Here is a 16238-nt window from a genome sequence, read left to right on the forward strand (position 1 = left end):
ATAAAAAAAGGCCACCCGATATAACCGGGTAGCCTTTTGCACATCAGATATCGGTCAATTACGCCAGCACTAAATCACCCTGCGGATGACAGGAGCAGGCCAGCACATAACCTTCAGCAATTTCTGCGTCGGTCAGCGTCATGGTGCTACTGACCGTGTAGTTACCGTCAACCACTTTGGTTTTGCAGCAGCCGCAAACGCCCGCACGGCATGCGGCGACAACCGGCACTTTATTGCTTTCCAGCGCTTCCAGCAGCGTACTGCCTACCGGCGCATAAAACTCTTTTGCCGGCTGCAGTTTGGTGAACTTCAGACCGCTGGTGGCGGCTTCAGCTACCGGGGTGAAGAACTGCTCTTTAAAGAAGCGTGTCACGCCCAGCGCGTTGACTTCTTTCTCGACCAGATCCATATACGGCGCCGGGCCGCATGTCATCACGGTGCGCGAAGCCAGGTCCGGTACGCTTTGCAGCAGTTCGGTGGTCAGTCGGCCGGAAACAAAACCGTCAGTGGCATTGTTTTCAGCAACTAAGGTCACCGGATACTCGCGCCATTCGTCGGCAAAAATGACATCTTGCGGTGAACGGACGTTAAAGATCACCTGCACATCTGCCTGTGGGCGGTATTTTGCCAACCAGCGACGCATTGACATGATTGGCGTGACGCCACAGCCAGCGGCCAGCATCAGGAACCTGTCTTCCGCTTTATCTTCACAGGTGAATTCACCCATTGCATCGGACAGCCAGATATAGTCGCCGCGCTTCACGTCGCGGGTTAACCACTGTGAGCCTGCGCCATCGTCAATGCGGCGGATGGTCAGCGTGATGTATTCGCTAACGCCAGGCGTTGAAGAAAGGGTGTAAGCACGCAGCGTGTCCGCTGAATTACGTACGCTGACCAGTGCATACTGCCCGGCGCGGTACGGATAATAGTCGTGGCACAGCAACGAAATTGTCCATACATCCGGCGTTTCCTGATGGATGTGATGAACCTGCATCCGCCATGGGCACTGATGAGTTGGCATTGTCATTCTTTACTCCTTACGCGCTCAGCAGTTGCTTCATGTCTTCTTCAACGGTGGTCACGGAACGCAGACCGAACTTCTCGTTGAGAACTGCCAGCAGGTCCGGCGTGAAGAAGCCAGGCGCAGTCGGGCCAGTGACGATGTTTTTCACACCCAGAGACAGCAGGGTCAGCAGAATGACAATCGCTTTCTGTTCGAACCAGGAGAGCACCAGAGACAGCGGCAGATCGTTCACGCCACAGCCCAGTTTCTCAGCCAGGGTTACCGCCAGGATGATGGCAGAGTATGCATCGTTACACTGACCTGCATCGACCAGACGCGGCAGACCTTCGATATCGCCGAACTCCAGTTTGTTGAAACGGTATTTACCGCACGCCAGAGTCAGGATCAGGCAGTCGTCCGGCACGCTGGTGGCGAAGTCGGTGAAGTAGTTACGTTCGCCACGCGCGCCATCACAACCGCCAACCAGGAAGATGTGACGCAGTTTTTCGCGGCTTACCAGGTCGATCAGGGTATCAGCAGCGCCCAGTAGAGTCTGACGACCGAAACCAACGGTGATCAGGTGCGGAATTTCGCTGTATGGGAAGCCCGCCATCTGCTGAGCCTGAGCGATTACCGGAGCGAAGTTGTCGCCTTCGAGGTGGCTTACACCCGGCCAACCGACGATGCTACGAGTCCAGATACGGTCATCGTAGGCGCCAACGGTTGGGTCGATGATGCAGTTAGAGGTCATTACGATTGGGCCCGGGAAGCGGGCAAATTCAACCTGCTGATTCTGCCAGCCGCTGCCGTAGTTACCGATCAGGTGTTTGAACTTACGCAGTTCCGGGTAGCCGTGCGCCGGCAGCATTTCACCGTGGGTATAGACGTTAACGCCGGTACCTTCGGTCTGCTCCAGCAGGTTGTACAGATCTTTCAGGTCGTGACCGGAGATCAGGATGCACTTACCTTCGGTTGCTTTGACGTTGACCTGAGTTGGCGTCGGGTGGCCGTATTTTGTGGTTTCGCCAGCATCCAGAATGCTCATCACTTTGAAGTTCATCTGGCCGATTTCCATTGAGCACTCCAGCAGAGCGTTCATATCGGAAGGCCAGGTTCCCAGCCATGCCATGATTTTGTGGTACTGAGCGTAGATGTCGTTGTCGTACTGACCGAGAACGTGCGCGTGCTCCATGTAAGCTGCCGCACCTTTCAGGCCGTACAGGCACAGCAGACGCAGGCCGAGAATGTTCTCGCCAATGGCTGCTTTGTCTTTGTTCGGGGTAAATTCAGCGGCCTGACGTTGCAGGTCGCCCAGATCGTCGCTGACCAGTTGCAGATCGGCCATCGGGTTAGCGACCGCTGCGTTCGCGTCGATGTTCAGGCATTGCGCTTTCAGGGCGTCGCGCATGGCGATAGCTTCACGGGCATAGCCAACAATCCGCGGGGAATCGAAGTTAACGTTGGTCAGCGTGGAGAAGAATGCACGCGGCGCAAAGTTATCAACTTCATGGTCGATGATGCCGTATTCACGTGCCTTAACAGCCCATGCAGACAGACCTTGTAGGGAAGCAATCAGCAGATCCTGCAAATCGGAGGTTTCAGCCGTTTTACCGCACATACCCTGCGCGTAAGAGCAGCCGTTTCCTGCCGGAGTACGGATGGTTTGTTCACATTGCACACAAAACATGGTCACACCTTTTAAAGTTATATTTAATATACATGTTTAAGGTTATGCCTGTGCGCGAAGGGATAAAAGGGATTTCTGCTACAACTTGCAGGGAGATTGATTTAGCGCAATTTTGGCGGTAGATGACTACCGCCAGAGAGGTATTTGTCCTGACTTCAGGCGGAGAAAAACGCCATCAGCAAAGGCACTAACAGACTCAGAATAAAGCCGTGGACGATGGCTGCCGGAACCATCTCCAGACCGCCGCTGCGTTGTAGCACCGGTAAGGTGAAATCCATTGATGTCGCGCCACATAGCCCCAGCGCGGTTGAGCGGCTGCGGCCCACCATTCCAGGAATCAACATAATGGCAATCAGCTCGCGGGCCAGGTCATTAAAGAAGGCGGCGCTACCAATCACCGGCCCGAAGGATTCGGTTAACAGAATACCGGACAGGGAATACCAGCCAAAACCTGATGCCATCGCCAGCGCGGTTTTCAGCGGCAGGCCGAGGATCAACGCATTAATAACCCCCGCCAGCATCGAACTGGCGACGACGACCACCGCAACAATCATCCCCCGGCGATTCAGCACAATTTGCTTTAAGGTCATACCGCTGTTGCGCAGTTGAATCCCGACCAGGAACAGTAAAAAGATTAACGTATATTCGCTGGCTTCGGTGGCGTGCTGCAGAATAGGAAGACCGGTGAGGCCGAGCAGAAAACCCACGACGACGACGCCACAAAGCTGGAGCGACTCAAGCGCCATCGCAATTCGCGAGGGTAGCTTTTCTTGCTTGTGGTTATGTCGCCAGGGCAGCGAACGCTCCAGCCAGAACAGCGCCGCGATATTACACAGCAAAATGACCGTCACGCTGACCGCAGAATAATGAAGAATGGCTAACAGGTTGCTGGCGAGATTATCCAGAAACGCCAGGCTGATACCCATAAAAAAGAGAATAAGGTAGACGATCCAGCTCAACAGGCGATTGATGAGTTTTAATGCAGCCCTGTGCCGAAGCGGAATAAGGTAGCCCACAATAAGGGGAACCAGAATGATTAACAGCCCTGAAAACATGAAAACCAGATCCTTGCTGAGAGTAAGACGAAATGCGCCAGCACACACTACTCAATGCAAAGAAGGGAGTAAAGTTGCAAATAAAAGGAAATATAGCGGGGAAAAAAAGACCTGACTTGCGCCAGGCCTTTTTTGTTATCGATTAATCGCGTTTTTCCAGCAGAGTGCGGTAAATAAGACCGCCGAGGACCCCACCGATAATCGGCATAACCCAGAAGAACCACAATTGCTGTAATGCCCAGCCGCCCTGGAAGATGGCTACAGCGGTACTACGTGCCGGGTTAACGGAGGTGTTGGTAACCGGAATACTGATCAAGTGGATCAGGGTTAACGCCAGACCAATCGCAATGGGTGCAAAACCTGCCGGAGCATGTTTATCGGTCGCACCGTGGATCACTAATAAGAAACCAGCGGTCAAAATAATTTCAATTACGACGGCAGACAGCATTGAATAGCCGCCAGGTGAATGTTCACCAAAGCCGTTCGAGGCAAAACCACTGGCAGTTGCGTCAAAACCAGCTTTACCGCTGGCAATAAGATACAGTGCCGCTGCTGCAACAATACCGCCCACAACCTGAGCGATAACATAACCAATAACGTCTTTTGCCGGGAAGCGACCGCCCGCCCATAAACCGAAGGTCACCGCCGGGTTAAAGTGTCCGCCGGAAATATGACCTACGGCGAATGCCATGGTTAATACGGTCAAACCAAACGCCAGCGCGACACCGGCAAATCCAATACCCAACTCCGGGAATGCTGCGGCCAGAACTGCGCTACCGCACCCACCAAAGACGAGCCAAAACGTACCGAAGAATTCGGCTGCTAATTTCCTGAACATAACCACCTCAATTAAAAGTTCCGGGTTCGTGTTCCTTACCCGGTAATTCATCGCTAAAAGGGACGATGATGAAAGAGCCGGTATTTTAGAAAAAAACATCATCCCTTCGCCAGTTAAATTGATGAAAAAATTTGATTTAAGGCAATATGTTGTGATTCCTTTTTGAATATTGGATGAATGAAGCATAGTTCAATTAGCAAAACGGCGATGATTGAGTTCTGAAATAATATTCTGGAGAAAACATAAGAAGAATATTCTTATATTTTTTGATTTCTGCGACTAACCTCCTGAGCATATCGGGTGTCCTGAGCGCCCGCTTGCCGTTATACTCCTGATAACTTGAAGGAAAAAGTTAGCATTTCCGGAGGCTATATGATTCTCGAACGCGTTGAGATTGTTGGATTTCGTGGTATTAACCGTCTGTCGTTGATGCTGGAGCAAAGCAACGTGCTGATTGGGGAGAACGCGTGGGGTAAGTCCAGTCTGCTGGATGCTTTAACCCTGTTGCTGTCGCCGGAAACTGATTTGTACCACTTTGACCGCGAAGATTTCTGGTTCCCGCCGGGCGATATTCAAGGCCGGGAACATCATTTGCATATCATCCTGACGTTTCGTGAGTCTCAACCGGGTCGCCACCGCGTGCGCAGGTATCGCCCTCTGGAAGCCAGCTGGACGCTGTGTCAGGATGGCTATCACCGCATATTCTATCGACTGGAAGGTGAATGTGCGGACGACGGTAGCGTTCTGACGTTACGCAGTTTTCTGGATGGCGAGGGCCATCAGCTTCCCCTCGACGACATTAACGATCAGGCGCGGCACCTCGTGCGTTTGATGCCAGTACTGCGCCTGCGCGACGCACGTTTTATGCGACGGATCCGAAACGGTACGGTGCCGGATTCGGCGGATGTCGAAGTGACCGCGCGGCAACTGGATTTTCTGGCACGTGAACTGGCTACCCGACCGCAAAACCTGACAGATGGGCAGATACGTCAGGGGTTATCGGCCATGGTACAGCTATTGGAACACTATTTTTCTGAGCAAGGTTCCAGTCAGTCCCGCTATCGTCTGATGCGTCGACGTTCCAATAACGAACAACGTAGCTGGCGCTATCTGGATATTATCAACCGTATGATTGATAGACCGGGCGGACGCACGCACCGCGTGATCTTGTTGGGACTGTTTTCGACGCTGTTACAGGCCAAAGGTACGCTGAGGCTCGATAAAGACGCCCGGCCGTTACTGTTGGTAGAAGATCCTGAAACGCGTTTACATCCGATTATGCTGTCGGTTGCCTGGCACCTGCTGAATTTGCTTCCTCTGCAACGGGTGGCGACCACCAACTCAGGTGAGTTACTGTCCCTCACCCCCGTGGAACACGTTGTCCGCCTGGTGCGTGAGTCCTCCCGCGTCGCCGCCTGGCGGCTTGGGCCAGGTGGGATCAGCGCAGAAGATGGTCGGCGTATTGCCTTTCATATTCGTTTTAACCGTGCATCGTCGTTGTTTGCCCGCTGTTGGCTGCTGGTGGAAGGCGAAACGGAAACCTGGGTCATTAACGAACTGGCCCGCCAGTGTGGGCACCACTTTGATGCGGAAGGTATCAAAGTCATTGAATTTGCCCAGTCCGGCCTTAAGCCGCTAGTTAAGTTCGCCCGCCGGATGGGTATCGAGTGGCATGTGCTGGTTGATGGTGATGAAGCCGGGAAAAAGTATGCCGCTACGGTGCGGAGTTTGTTGAATAACGACAGAGAAGAAGAGCGCGATCATTTAACCATGCTTCCCGCGCTGGACATGGAACACTTTATGTATCGCCAGGGGTTCGCTGACGTATTCCACAGGGTGGCGCAAATCCCCGAAAACGTGCCCATGAATATGCGCAAAATTATCTCGAAGGCGATTCACCGGTCGTCAAAACCAGATTTAGCCATTGAGGTGGCGATGGAAGCCGGGCGGCGCGGCGTTGACGCGGTGCCAACGCTGCTGCGAAAAATGTTTTCCCGCGTGCTGTGGTTGGCACGCGGCAGAGCGGATTAGTTGCGAAACATCGACGACAGCTGCGAGTGGATGCTGTCCAGTAACTGGTAGCGACGGCGGTATTCCGCGCGTTTTTTGCTGGCAATGTCCGCTTCGCTTTTTCGCGCCATTGTGCGTGGGATATGGTAATAGCCGTGACTGTCGCACTCACCGCCAACCGACTCCCAAAATGCGTTGTAGTCGGAAAGTATCACCTTGTTTTTATCGTGGTAACGCGGGCTGCGAAAGATATGCTGTTCATTGCTGACCGCCATGACCTTTTCGATATTCAACTGTTCTGCTAAACGGCAAATGGCTTCCATAATTATACGTTTTGGGAAAATACCGTGGCAGGACTTCGTCGCTTTTTGTATTGCTTCATGTGGAAGTTGCGAATTGCCCTGTACGCCGCCAATGAATAATGTACTTTTCCCATTATATTCGCAGAACGTAAACGTCATTTTGGTCAGCACGTCCCCGTCGCCATTTTGCACCTGAATGGTACTTTCTCCCTCTTTATCCAGTACCGGGAACATCATCATGGTTACGGTAAATATATCGCCATCTTTGCCTTCAATTTGCGCCAGCTGTAAACCGTCATTGGTTAATAAGGCGTTAAACTCTGCGGGTAAGAATGCGTGGCGGATAACATGGTAATGAAAACGCACCGCGTCTAAACGCATTTTACGAGTGAAATTTGCCGCGAGGTAAGGACGGTGCATACGCACCGGCAGCCGGGGTTGGCGGGAGAGCAGGCTTTCAAGATCCGGCCATTGGGCGAGTTCACTCATCCATTCCTGAGTCAGACGGGGTATCAACAGTGAGCGCCAGATAAACTTACGACGAAAGCTCCGTTTATCCCAGCAATGTGCGGGTCGTATATGACCGCTGCTCAGGCCGTAAAAAAGGCCAAAGCTGGTAATGGGTTTAGTGGAAAGAAAAGTGCTTTCAGTTAGTTGGCTCATAATTTAAATCCGATTGATACTCTGGTACTAATTTCAACACAGCGGATCTTAACCATTCATCAATAACTCTGTTATTCTTGCGTTTTTCAACGGCTATTTATTTAACGTTGATGTTTACCACTCCACTCTGGTGGACGTATTGGGGGAAATTGGGACATTTATGAAGCTCAAGGGAAAAATCAAAAAGCGCTATTTTCTCTTCGCCATCATCATTATTGTGGCGATAATTGCACTTTGGCGAACGCTTAATGCGCCTTTACCTCAGTATCAAACGTTAATTGTGCGTCCGGGCGATCTGCAGCAAAGCGTACTGGCAACCGGCAAACTGGATGCGTTGCGTAAAGTTGACGTCGGGGCGCAGGTAAGCGGGCAGTTAAAAACGCTGTCGGTAGCCATTGGCGACAAAGTAAAAAAAGATCAACTGCTTGGCGTTATCGATCCTGAACAGGCGCAAAACCAGATTAAAGAGGTTGAAGCGACGCTGATGGAATTACGCGCTCAGCGTTTACAGGCTGAAGCCGAGTGGAAACTGGCGCGGGTAACGCTTTCCCGTCAGCAACAGCTGGCGAAAACCCAGGCTGTCTCGCAGCAGGATCTCGACACGGCGGCTACTCAGATGGCGGTCAAACAGGCGCAAATCGGCACAATTGATGCGCAAATTAAGCGTAATCAGGCCTCTCTCGATACGGCAAAAACCAACCTTGATTACACCCGCATCGTCGCGCCAATGGCAGGCGAAGTCACGCAAATTACTACCCTTCAGGGGCAAACCGTTATTGCTGCCCAGCAGGCACCTAACATTCTAACATTGGCAGATATGAGCACCATGCTGGTGAAAGCGCAGGTTTCCGAGGCGGATGTGATTCACCTGCATCCCGGGCAAAAGGCCTGGTTTACCGTACTGGGCGATCCTCAGACGCGCTACGAAGGTAAGCTCAAAGATGTTCTTCCGACGCCAGAGAAAGTGAATGATGCGATTTTCTACTATGCTCGCTTCGAAGTTCCCAACCCGAAAGGGATCCTGCGTCTGGATATGACCGCTCAGGTCCATATCCAGCTCACGGATGTGAAAAATGTCCTGACGATCCCGCTGTCGGCGCTGGGCGATCCTATTGGCAACAATCGTTATAACGTCAGGCTGCTGCGTAACGGCGAAACCCGTGAACGCGAAGTGGTTATCGGCGCGCGTAATGACACCGATGTGGAGATCGTTAAAGGGCTGGAAGAGGGGGATGAAGTCATCACCGGTGAGGGCAACGCTGGAGCGCCAAAATGACGGCATTGCTTGAACTGAGCAATATCCGCCGCAGCTATCCGTCAGGCGAAGGTCAGGTCGAGGTATTGAAGGACGTATCCTTGAGCATTCAGGCCGGGGAAATGGTAGCGATTGTCGGGGCGTCTGGCTCGGGTAAATCGACGCTGATGAATATTCTCGGCTGTCTGGACAAACCCACCAGCGGTACGTATCGGGTTGCCGGGCGCGATGTCTCCACGCTGGATAGCGATGCGTTAGCCCAGCTGCGTCGCGAACATTTCGGTTTTATCTTCCAGCGTTATCATTGGTTGTCGCATTTAACCGCCGCGCAAAACGTTGAGGTGCCTGCAGTCTACGCTGGTACCGAACGTAAGCAGCGCCTGGCCCGTGCGCAAGAACTCCTGCAGCGACTGGGGCTGGGCGACAGAGTCGACTATCAGCCTTCCCAGCTTTCCGGTGGTCAGCAGCAGCGGGTCAGTATTGCGCGTGCGCTGATGAACGGGGGACAGGTTATCCTCGCCGACGAACCCACCGGCGCGCTGGACAGCCATTCAGGCGAAGAGGTGATGGCGATTTTGCATCAGCTGCGCGATCGCGGGCATACGGTGATTATCGTCACTCACGACAGCCAGGTCGCCGCGCAGGCCGAACGCGTCATTGAAATTCGTGACGGCGAGATTGTGCGCAATCCGCCGTCGCACAAACCCTCTACCGGGCGCGATATCGCGGAGCCGACGGTGAAAACGGCGTCCGGCTGGGGGCAGTTTGTCAGCGGTTTTCGCGAAGCGCTCACTATGGCCTGGCTGGCAATGGCTGCGAATAAAATGCGAACGCTACTGACCATGCTTGGGATCATCATCGGTATTGCTTCAGTGGTGTCGATTGTGGTGGTAGGCGATGCGGCTAAACAGCTGGTACTGGCAGATATTCGCGCTATTGGCACCAATACCATCGATATCTATCCTGGCAAAGATTTCGGCGACGACGACCCACAATATCAACAGGCGCTGAAGTATGACGATTTAACGGCGTTACAGAAGCAGCCCTGGGTCAGTTCGGTGACGCCTGCGGTGTCGAAAAACCTGCGGCTACGCTATGGCAATATCGACGTGGCCGCCAGTGCTAATGGCGTTAGCGGCGACTATTTCAATGTCTATGGCATGACGTTTAGCGAAGGGACCACTTTTAACGCTGAACAACTGGCGGGGCGCGCTCAGGTGGTGGTGCTCGACAGCAATACCCGTCGTCAATTGTTCCCCAACAAAGCGAAAGTTGTCGGCGAAGTCGTGCTGGTGGGGAATATGCCTGCCACGGTGATTGGTGTTGCAGAAGAGAAACAGTCGATGTTTGGCAGTAGCAAGATCCTGCGGGTCTGGCTGCCTTACAGCACCATGTCCGGGCGAATTATGGGGCAGTCGTGGCTGAACTCGATCACCGTGCGGGTGAAAGACGGTTTTGATAGTGCCCAGGCCGAGCAGCAGCTCACCCGACTACTGACGTTACGCCACGGTAAGAAGGATTTCTTCACCTGGAATATGGACGGTGTCTTGAAAACCGCCGAAAAGACCACACGTACATTACAACTCTTCCTGACGCTGGTGGCCGTGATTTCGCTGGTGGTCGGTGGAATTGGTGTGATGAATATTATGCTGGTTTCGGTAACCGAACGAACGCGCGAGATTGGCATTCGTATGGCGGTTGGCGCCCGCGCCAGTGACGTACTGCAGCAGTTCTTAATTGAAGCGGTGCTGGTGTGTCTGGTTGGCGGCGCGTTGGGCATTAGCTTGTCGATGCTGATCGCCTTTACGCTTCAGCTATTCCTGCCTGGCTGGGAAATAGGTTTCTCACCCGTAGCCTTATTGACGGCGTTTCTGTGTTCGACTGCGACCGGGATTTTGTTTGGCTGGCTACCGGCGCGAAATGCGGCGCGGCTGGATCCGGTAGATGCTCTGGCGCGGGAATAATACCATCGAGATAAAAATGCCAGCCGCAAAGGCTGGCATTTTGACTGCGGGATGTACACAATGAAACAGAAGAGCTATGCGACAGCTTCTGCTTCAATGACAGGCACGATGACACTGGCATGATTGCCTTTTGGCCCCTGGTGGACATCAAACTGGACAGATTGTCCGGCTTTTAGCGTTCTGTAACCATCCATCTGAATGGTGGAGTAATGGGCGAAAATATCTTCGCCGCCGCCTTCGGGGCAGATGAAACCAAACCCTTTGGCGTTGTTGAACCACTTAACAGTACCCGTTTCCATGCTTCGACATCCTTCGTAAATCTTATATAAGTAAGATGGAATGAACCGGTGGCGGAGTGGGAGCTGTTCAAAACCTCGCCAACTCTCGAAACTACAATTTAGAGAAATCAGGCGAGGCGTCAAGCGCCAGGCTGACGGAATAGGGTAAAAATGCATCAAAATTTGAAGCAGTTAACGCTATTGTCGGTTATGTGACAGATGTCGCGGATGGCACTAATAGATGATAGTTATCTAATACTTGAGGTAGATTGATTGTGCGCATAGGCTGCTTGTCAGCGGCAAGATTTTCTGCCGGAAACCGTAACTGAAGATGACGACTGACAATGGGTAAGACTAACGACTGGCTGGATTTCGATCTGCTGGCGGAAGATAAATTGCGCGACGCGCTAAAACCGCCATCTATGTATAAAGTGATATTAGTCAATGATGATTACACTCCGATGGAGTTTGTTATTGACGTGTTACAAAAATTCTTTTCTTATGATGTAGAACGTGCAACGCAACTGATGCTTGCCGTTCACTATCAAGGTAAAGCGATTTGCGGCGTATTCACTGCCGAAGTGGCTGAAACCAAAGTTGCGATGGTGAACAAGTATGCGAGGGAGAACGAGCATCCGTTGCTGTGTACGCTAGAAAAAGCCTAAATGCAGGCATAAATATTGGGGGAGGTGCCTATGCTCAATCAAGAACTGGAGCTCAGTTTAAACATGGCTTTCGCCAGAGCGCGCGAGCACCGACATGAGTTTATGACCGTCGAGCACTTGCTACTGGCATTGCTCAGTAACCCATCGGCCCGCGAAGCGCTGGAAGCGTGTTCTGTGGATCTGGTGGCGCTGCGTCAGGAACTCGAAGCCTTCATTGAACAAACCACACCCGTATTGCCTGCCAGTGAAGAAGAGCGCGACACGCAGCCCACGTTGAGTTTTCAGCGTGTGTTGCAACGCGCGGTCTTTCATGTTCAGTCCTCTGGGCGCAATGAAGTTACCGGTGCTAATGTGCTGGTCGCCATCTTCAGCGAGCAGGAATCTCAGGCGGCTTATCTGCTGCGTAAGCATGAAGTGAGTCGCCTTGATGTGGTGAATTTTATTTCTCATGGCACGCGCAAAGACGAACCAAGTCAGTCCTCTGACTCTGGTAATCAGCCGAATAACGAAGAGCAAGCTGGCGGGGAGGACCGTATGGAGAACTTCACGACTAACCTTAACCAGCTTGCCCGTGTGGGCGGAATTGATCCGCTCATTGGACGGGACAAAGAGCTGGAACGCGCCATTCAGGTACTGTGCCGTCGTCGAAAAAACAACCCGCTGCTGGTGGGTGAGTCTGGCGTCGGGAAAACCGCTATTGCGGAAGGCCTCGCCTGGCGTATCGTCCAGGGCGACGTGCCGGAAGTGATGGCTGATTGTACCCTTTACTCTCTGGATATCGGCTCGCTGCTGGCGGGTACCAAATACCGTGGCGATTTTGAAAAACGCTTTAAGGCGCTGCTGAAACAACTGGAACAGGATACTAACAGCATTCTGTTTATCGATGAGATCCACACCATTATCGGCGCGGGTGCGGCATCGGGCGGCCAGGTGGATGCGGCTAACCTGATCAAACCGTTGCTCTCCAGCGGTAAAATCCGTGTAATAGGCTCCACAACCTATCAGGAATTCAGCAATATCTTTGAAAAGGACCGCGCGCTAGCACGCCGTTTCCAGAAAATCGATATCACTGAGCCGTCGGTAGAAGAGACCGTGCAGATCATCAACGGTCTGAAGCCGAAATACGAAGCGCACCATGATGTTCGCTACACCGCCAAAGCGGTGCGTGCAGCGGTCGAACTGGCGGTGAAATACATTAACGATCGTCATCTGCCGGACAAAGCGATTGACGTGATCGATGAGGCGGGCGCGCGGGCGCGTCTGATGCCGGTCAGCAAGCGCAAGAAAACCGTCAACGTGGCGGATATCGAGTCCGTCGTAGCCCGCATTGCGCGGATCCCGGAGAAGAGCGTTTCGCAGAGCGATCGCGATACGCTGAAAAACCTGGGCAACCGTCTGAAAATGCTGGTATTCGGACAGGATAAAGCCATTGAGGCGCTGACTGAAGCGATCAAAATGAGCCGTGCTGGTCTGGGACACGAGCATAAACCTGTCGGTTCGTTCCTGTTTGCCGGACCGACTGGTGTAGGTAAGACCGAAGTCACGGTGCAGTTGTCCAAAGCGCTGGGTATTGAGCTGCTGCGGTTTGATATGTCCGAGTATATGGAACGTCACACCGTCAGCCGCCTGATTGGTGCGCCTCCGGGATATGTCGGTTTCGACCAGGGCGGTTTGCTGACGGATGCTGTCATTAAGCATCCGCATGCGGTACTGCTGCTGGATGAAATCGAAAAAGCGCATCCGGACGTCTTTAACCTGCTGCTGCAGGTGATGGATAACGGTACGCTGACCGACAATAACGGGCGTAAAGCGGATTTCCGCAACGTGGTGCTGGTCATGACCACTAACGCCGGCGTGCGTGAAACCGAGCGTAAATCGATTGGGCTGATTCATCAGGACAACAGTACTGATGCGATGGGCGAAATCAAAAAAGTGTTTACGCCGGAATTCCGTAACCGTCTCGACAACATTATCTGGTTCGATCATCTCTCTACTGAGGTGATTCATCAGGTTGTTGATAAGTTTATCGTCGAACTTCAGGTTCAGTTGGATCAGAAAGGTGTCTCTCTGGAAGTGAGTCAGGAAGCCCGTGACTGGCTGGCTGAGAAGGGCTATGACCGCGCAATGGGCGCACGCCCGATGACGCGTGTTGTCCAGGATAACCTGAAAAAACCATTGGCTAACGAACTGCTGTTCGGCTCGCTTGTGGATGGCGGTCAGGTGACCGTTGCGCTGGATAAAGAGAAAAATGAGCTGACCTATGGTTTCCAGAGTGCGCAAAAGCACAAGCCAGAAGCAGCACATTAATATCTAATCACCTATTGAACCGGGCGTAATGCCCGGTTTTTTTTCGCCTGAAAGTCGTGATTTGAATAGGGGGAGTTAAACGGCAGGCAAAAAATAAGCCTGCGTAAGGGAGATTACGCAGGCTAAGGAGGTGGTTCCTGGTACAGCTAGCATTTATGGGTTATGTTTTTCAGCGGATGGGATAATACCCTTAATGAACGAAGCGGTATGTGATCGATTTCTAAGAATCTTCCGAACGCTGAAAAATAACCGTAATTAACTACTTAGCATGTGGGTTGCGCGTGGACTCACCGGCAAAATTACGCATTAACAATGCATAATTCAGATCGATATCCTCCGGTACAGGCATCCACACGGTGTAACCATCGCCCGGCGCAACCGGCATCGCTTCGCCTTTCGCGTTTTCCATCTGTTCGAGGGTAAAGTTGATATTGCCCTGTGGGGTCATTAGCTCCAGGCTGTCGCCGACGGTGAATTTATTTTTCACCAGCACAGCCGCCAGTTCACCTTTACGTTCGCCAGTGAATTCGCCGACAAACTGCTGACGCTCGGAAACAGAGAAGCCGTATTCGTAGTTCTGATAGTCGTCATGCGTATGGCGGCGCAGGAACCCCTCGGTGTAACCGCGATGCGCCAGACCTTCCAGCGTTTCCAGCAGTTGCGGGTCGAACGGTTTCCCGGCAGCGGCATCATCAATGGCCTTGCGATAAACCTGCGCGGTACGTGCACAGTAATAGTATGATTTAGTACGGCCTTCAATTTTCAGCGAATGCACGCCCATCTGAGTCAGGCGCTCAACGTGGGCAATGGCACGCAAATCCTTCGAGTTCATAATGTAAGTGCCGTGTTCGTCTTCAAACGCGGTCATGTACTCACCCGGACGCTGGGCTTCTTCGATCATAAAGACTTTGTCAGTCGGCGCGCCAATACCCAGCGTCGGCTCAACATTTTGTACCGGGATAGGCTCGTACTTATGCACGATATTGCCCACCACGTCTTCTTTGCCTTCCTGCACGTTGTATTCCCAGCGGCAGGCATTGGTACAGGTACCCTGATTTGGGTCACGCTTGTTGATGTAGCCAGAGAGCAGGCAGCGGCCGGAGTAAGCCATGCACAGCGCGCCGTGAACAAAGATCTCAATTTCCATATCCGGCACCTGGGTGCGGATCTCTTCAATTTCTTCCAACGACAGTTCGCGGGACAGGATCACACGGGTCAATCCCATCTGCTTCCAGAATTTCACCGTCGCCCAGTTTACGGCGTTAGCCTGTACTGAAAGGTGAATGTCCATGTCAGGGAAGTTTTCGCGCACCAACATAATCAGACCAGGGTCGGACATGATCAGTGCATCCGGTCCCATTTCCACCACCGGTTTCAGGTCACGAATGAAGGTCTTCAGCTTGGCGTTATGCGGGGCAATATTAACCACCACATAGAATTTTTTACCCAGTTCATGGGCTTCATTAATGCCTAGCTGCAGGTTTTCGTGATTGAATTCGTTGTTGCGTACGCGCAGTGAGTAACGCGGCTGGCCCGCATATACAGCATCTGCGCCATAGGCGAAAGCGTAACGCATGTTTTTCAGCGTTCCCGCCGGGGAAAGGAGTTCCGGTTTAAACATAATTTTCTCGTTCTGATGACAGGTCAGACTCGCCTCACTCAATGAGGCGGTTAGGGGAGTGCCCCCATATTAAGGGCGGGCATTGTAGCGCTGTGGGGAAGACAGGTAAAGAAAAACGCCGGGCGACAGCGTGGCGTTACCCGGCTGAGCGAGTCATTATCAGGTTTTATCTTTTATCGTCTGACTTACACCATTGGTCTTAACTGAAGCAATACCGGTCTCGCGCGACTGTTCATTCGCATACAGTTGACTGCTACCAATAATCTGGTGGTTTGCTGCTTTCAGATTGAAATGCAATTTGCCATTAGCTGCCGTTTTTTTCTCGTAACGCTCGGCCAGAGGGCTGTTAGCCTGGACAGATGCGATCCCTTTTTCTGCCGCGCCTTTTGTCGTGTAAAGCTCACTGGTAAGGATCGTTTCCCCGTTTCCAGCCTTAAGAACAAAGCGGTACTGATCATCGCTACTCTTGCTTAATTCAAACCAACCAGCCATATGAACTCCTTGATTAAAGTTTTATATCAAACAGTTATTGACGACAGTGTTGCCACAAAGAGTATGAGCGATATTTGGAGAGTTGCTAGTCAACAGGA

Annotated in this window: 13 protein-coding genes; 5 read left to right on the forward strand and 8 right to left on the reverse strand. The window is 52.4% G+C overall.

The window, feature by feature from the left end; genetic code table 11:
- Positions 1–58: 58 nt before the first annotated feature.
- The 4 genes from hcr to aqpZ form a co-directional block, all read right to left on the reverse strand.
- Positions 59–1027 (reverse strand): NADH oxidoreductase, encoded by a 969-nt coding sequence (gene hcr, locus HV314_RS09560; protein ID WP_016153658.1) that lies wholly within the window; start codon positions 1025–1027, stop codon positions 59–61.
- 10 nt (positions 1028–1037) lie between these two features.
- Positions 1038–2690 (reverse strand): hydroxylamine reductase, encoded by a 1653-nt coding sequence (hcp, locus tag HV314_RS09565; RefSeq protein WP_016153657.1) that lies wholly within the window; start codon positions 2688–2690, stop codon positions 1038–1040.
- Positions 2691–2845: 155 nt separating this feature from the next.
- Positions 2846–3745, reverse strand: coding sequence for a lysine exporter LysO family protein (locus HV314_RS09570; protein ID WP_016153656.1), 900 nt, complete (start codon positions 3743–3745; stop codon positions 2846–2848).
- Positions 3746–3887: 142 nt separating this feature from the next.
- The gene (gene aqpZ / locus HV314_RS09575; protein ID WP_003840208.1) at positions 3888–4583 is read right to left on the reverse strand and encodes an aquaporin Z; all 696 of its coding nucleotides are present in this window, start codon (positions 4581–4583) and stop codon (positions 3888–3890) included.
- Positions 4584–4955: 372 nt separating this feature from the next.
- On the opposite strand from aqpZ, the gene HV314_RS09580 reads away from it, so the two are divergent.
- Positions 4956–6614 carry an ATP-dependent endonuclease gene (locus tag HV314_RS09580; RefSeq protein WP_016153655.1) on the forward strand — a complete coding sequence of 553 codons (1659 nt, stop codon included), beginning with the start codon at positions 4956–4958 and terminating at the stop codon, positions 6612–6614.
- Here the strand turns inward: HV314_RS09580 and HV314_RS09585 are convergent.
- The gene (locus tag HV314_RS09585; RefSeq protein WP_047359135.1) at positions 6611–7558 is read right to left on the reverse strand and encodes a VirK/YbjX family protein; all 948 of its coding nucleotides are present in this window, start codon (positions 7556–7558) and stop codon (positions 6611–6613) included. The two genes, HV314_RS09580 and HV314_RS09585, sit on opposite strands and share 4 nt — an antisense overlap.
- Before the next feature lie 160 nt (positions 7559–7718).
- On the opposite strand from HV314_RS09585, the gene macA reads away from it, so the two are divergent.
- Positions 7719–8834 carry a macrolide transporter subunit MacA gene (gene macA / locus HV314_RS09590; protein WP_016156938.1) on the forward strand — a complete coding sequence of 372 codons (1116 nt, stop codon included), beginning with the start codon at positions 7719–7721 and terminating at the stop codon, positions 8832–8834.
- The gene (macB, locus tag HV314_RS09595; RefSeq protein ID WP_181547909.1) at positions 8831–10777 is read left to right on the forward strand and encodes a macrolide ABC transporter ATP-binding protein/permease MacB; all 1947 of its coding nucleotides are present in this window, start codon (positions 8831–8833) and stop codon (positions 10775–10777) included. The genes macA and macB overlap by 4 nt, the downstream gene beginning before the upstream one ends.
- A 74-nt stretch (positions 10778–10851) precedes the next feature.
- Here macB and cspD read toward each other — a convergent pair whose 3' ends face one another.
- Positions 10852–11076, reverse strand: a complete 225-nt coding sequence (cspD, locus tag HV314_RS09600) for a cold shock-like protein CspD (RefSeq protein WP_003036813.1) — start codon at positions 11074–11076, stop codon at positions 10852–10854.
- 323 nt (positions 11077–11399) lie between these two features.
- Between cspD and clpS the strand changes: the two genes are divergently transcribed.
- On the forward strand, positions 11400–11720 hold the full coding sequence (gene clpS, locus HV314_RS09605) for an ATP-dependent Clp protease adapter ClpS (protein WP_003036810.1): 321 nt from the start codon (positions 11400–11402) through the stop codon (positions 11718–11720).
- A gap of 30 nt (positions 11721–11750) precedes the next feature.
- Complete coding sequence (gene clpA, locus HV314_RS09610; protein WP_016153651.1) at positions 11751–14027, forward strand: ATP-dependent Clp protease ATP-binding subunit ClpA; 2277 nt, start codon at positions 11751–11753, stop codon at positions 14025–14027.
- Between the two features lie 259 nt (positions 14028–14286).
- Here clpA and trhP read toward each other — a convergent pair whose 3' ends face one another.
- Together trhP and HV314_RS09620 are read right to left on the reverse strand one after the other, a co-directional pair.
- Positions 14287–15648, reverse strand: coding sequence for a prephenate-dependent tRNA uridine(34) hydroxylase TrhP (trhP, locus tag HV314_RS09615; RefSeq protein WP_006683890.1), 1362 nt, complete (start codon positions 15646–15648; stop codon positions 14287–14289).
- Between the two features lie 159 nt (positions 15649–15807).
- A complete protein-coding gene (locus tag HV314_RS09620; protein ID WP_016153608.1) occupies positions 15808–16140 on the reverse strand; it encodes a YegP family protein in 333 nt (110 codons plus the stop codon).
- Between the last annotated feature and the right edge of the window lie 98 nt (positions 16141–16238).

The sequence above is a fragment of the Citrobacter sp. RHBSTW-00887 genome, from assembly GCF_013728095.1.
GTDB classification, from domain to species: domain Bacteria; phylum Pseudomonadota; class Gammaproteobacteria; order Enterobacterales; family Enterobacteriaceae; genus Citrobacter; species Citrobacter braakii.

Bases quoted from the DNA above. Each gene is read 5' to 3' on its own strand.
- hcr (WP_016153658.1), bottom strand. From the start codon at position 1,027: ATGACAATGCCAACTCATCAGTGCCCATGGCGGATGCAGGTTCATCAC.
- hcp (WP_016153657.1), bottom strand. From the start codon at position 2,690: ATGTTTTGTGTGCAATGTGAACAAACCATCCGTACTCCGGCAGGAAAC.
- HV314_RS09570 (WP_016153656.1), bottom strand. From the start codon at position 3,745: ATGTTTTCAGGGCTGTTAATCATTCTGGTTCCCCTTATTGTGGGCTAC.
- aqpZ (WP_003840208.1), bottom strand. From the start codon at position 4,583: ATGTTCAGGAAATTAGCAGCCGAATTCTTCGGTACGTTTTGGCTCGTC.
- HV314_RS09580 (WP_016153655.1), top strand. From the start codon at position 4,956: ATGATTCTCGAACGCGTTGAGATTGTTGGATTTCGTGGTATTAACCGT.
- HV314_RS09585 (WP_047359135.1), bottom strand. From the start codon at position 7,558: ATGAGCCAACTAACTGAAAGCACTTTTCTTTCCACTAAACCCATTACC.
- macA (WP_016156938.1), top strand. From the start codon at position 7,719: ATGAAGCTCAAGGGAAAAATCAAAAAGCGCTATTTTCTCTTCGCCATC.
- macB (WP_181547909.1), top strand. From the start codon at position 8,831: ATGACGGCATTGCTTGAACTGAGCAATATCCGCCGCAGCTATCCGTCA.
- cspD (WP_003036813.1), bottom strand. From the start codon at position 11,076: ATGGAAACGGGTACTGTTAAGTGGTTCAACAACGCCAAAGGGTTTGGT.
- clpS (WP_003036810.1), top strand. From the start codon at position 11,400: ATGGGTAAGACTAACGACTGGCTGGATTTCGATCTGCTGGCGGAAGAT.
- clpA (WP_016153651.1), top strand. From the start codon at position 11,751: ATGCTCAATCAAGAACTGGAGCTCAGTTTAAACATGGCTTTCGCCAGA.
- trhP (WP_006683890.1), bottom strand. From the start codon at position 15,648: ATGTTTAAACCGGAACTCCTTTCCCCGGCGGGAACGCTGAAAAACATG.
- HV314_RS09620 (WP_016153608.1), bottom strand. From the start codon at position 16,140: ATGGCTGGTTGGTTTGAATTAAGCAAGAGTAGCGATGATCAGTACCGC.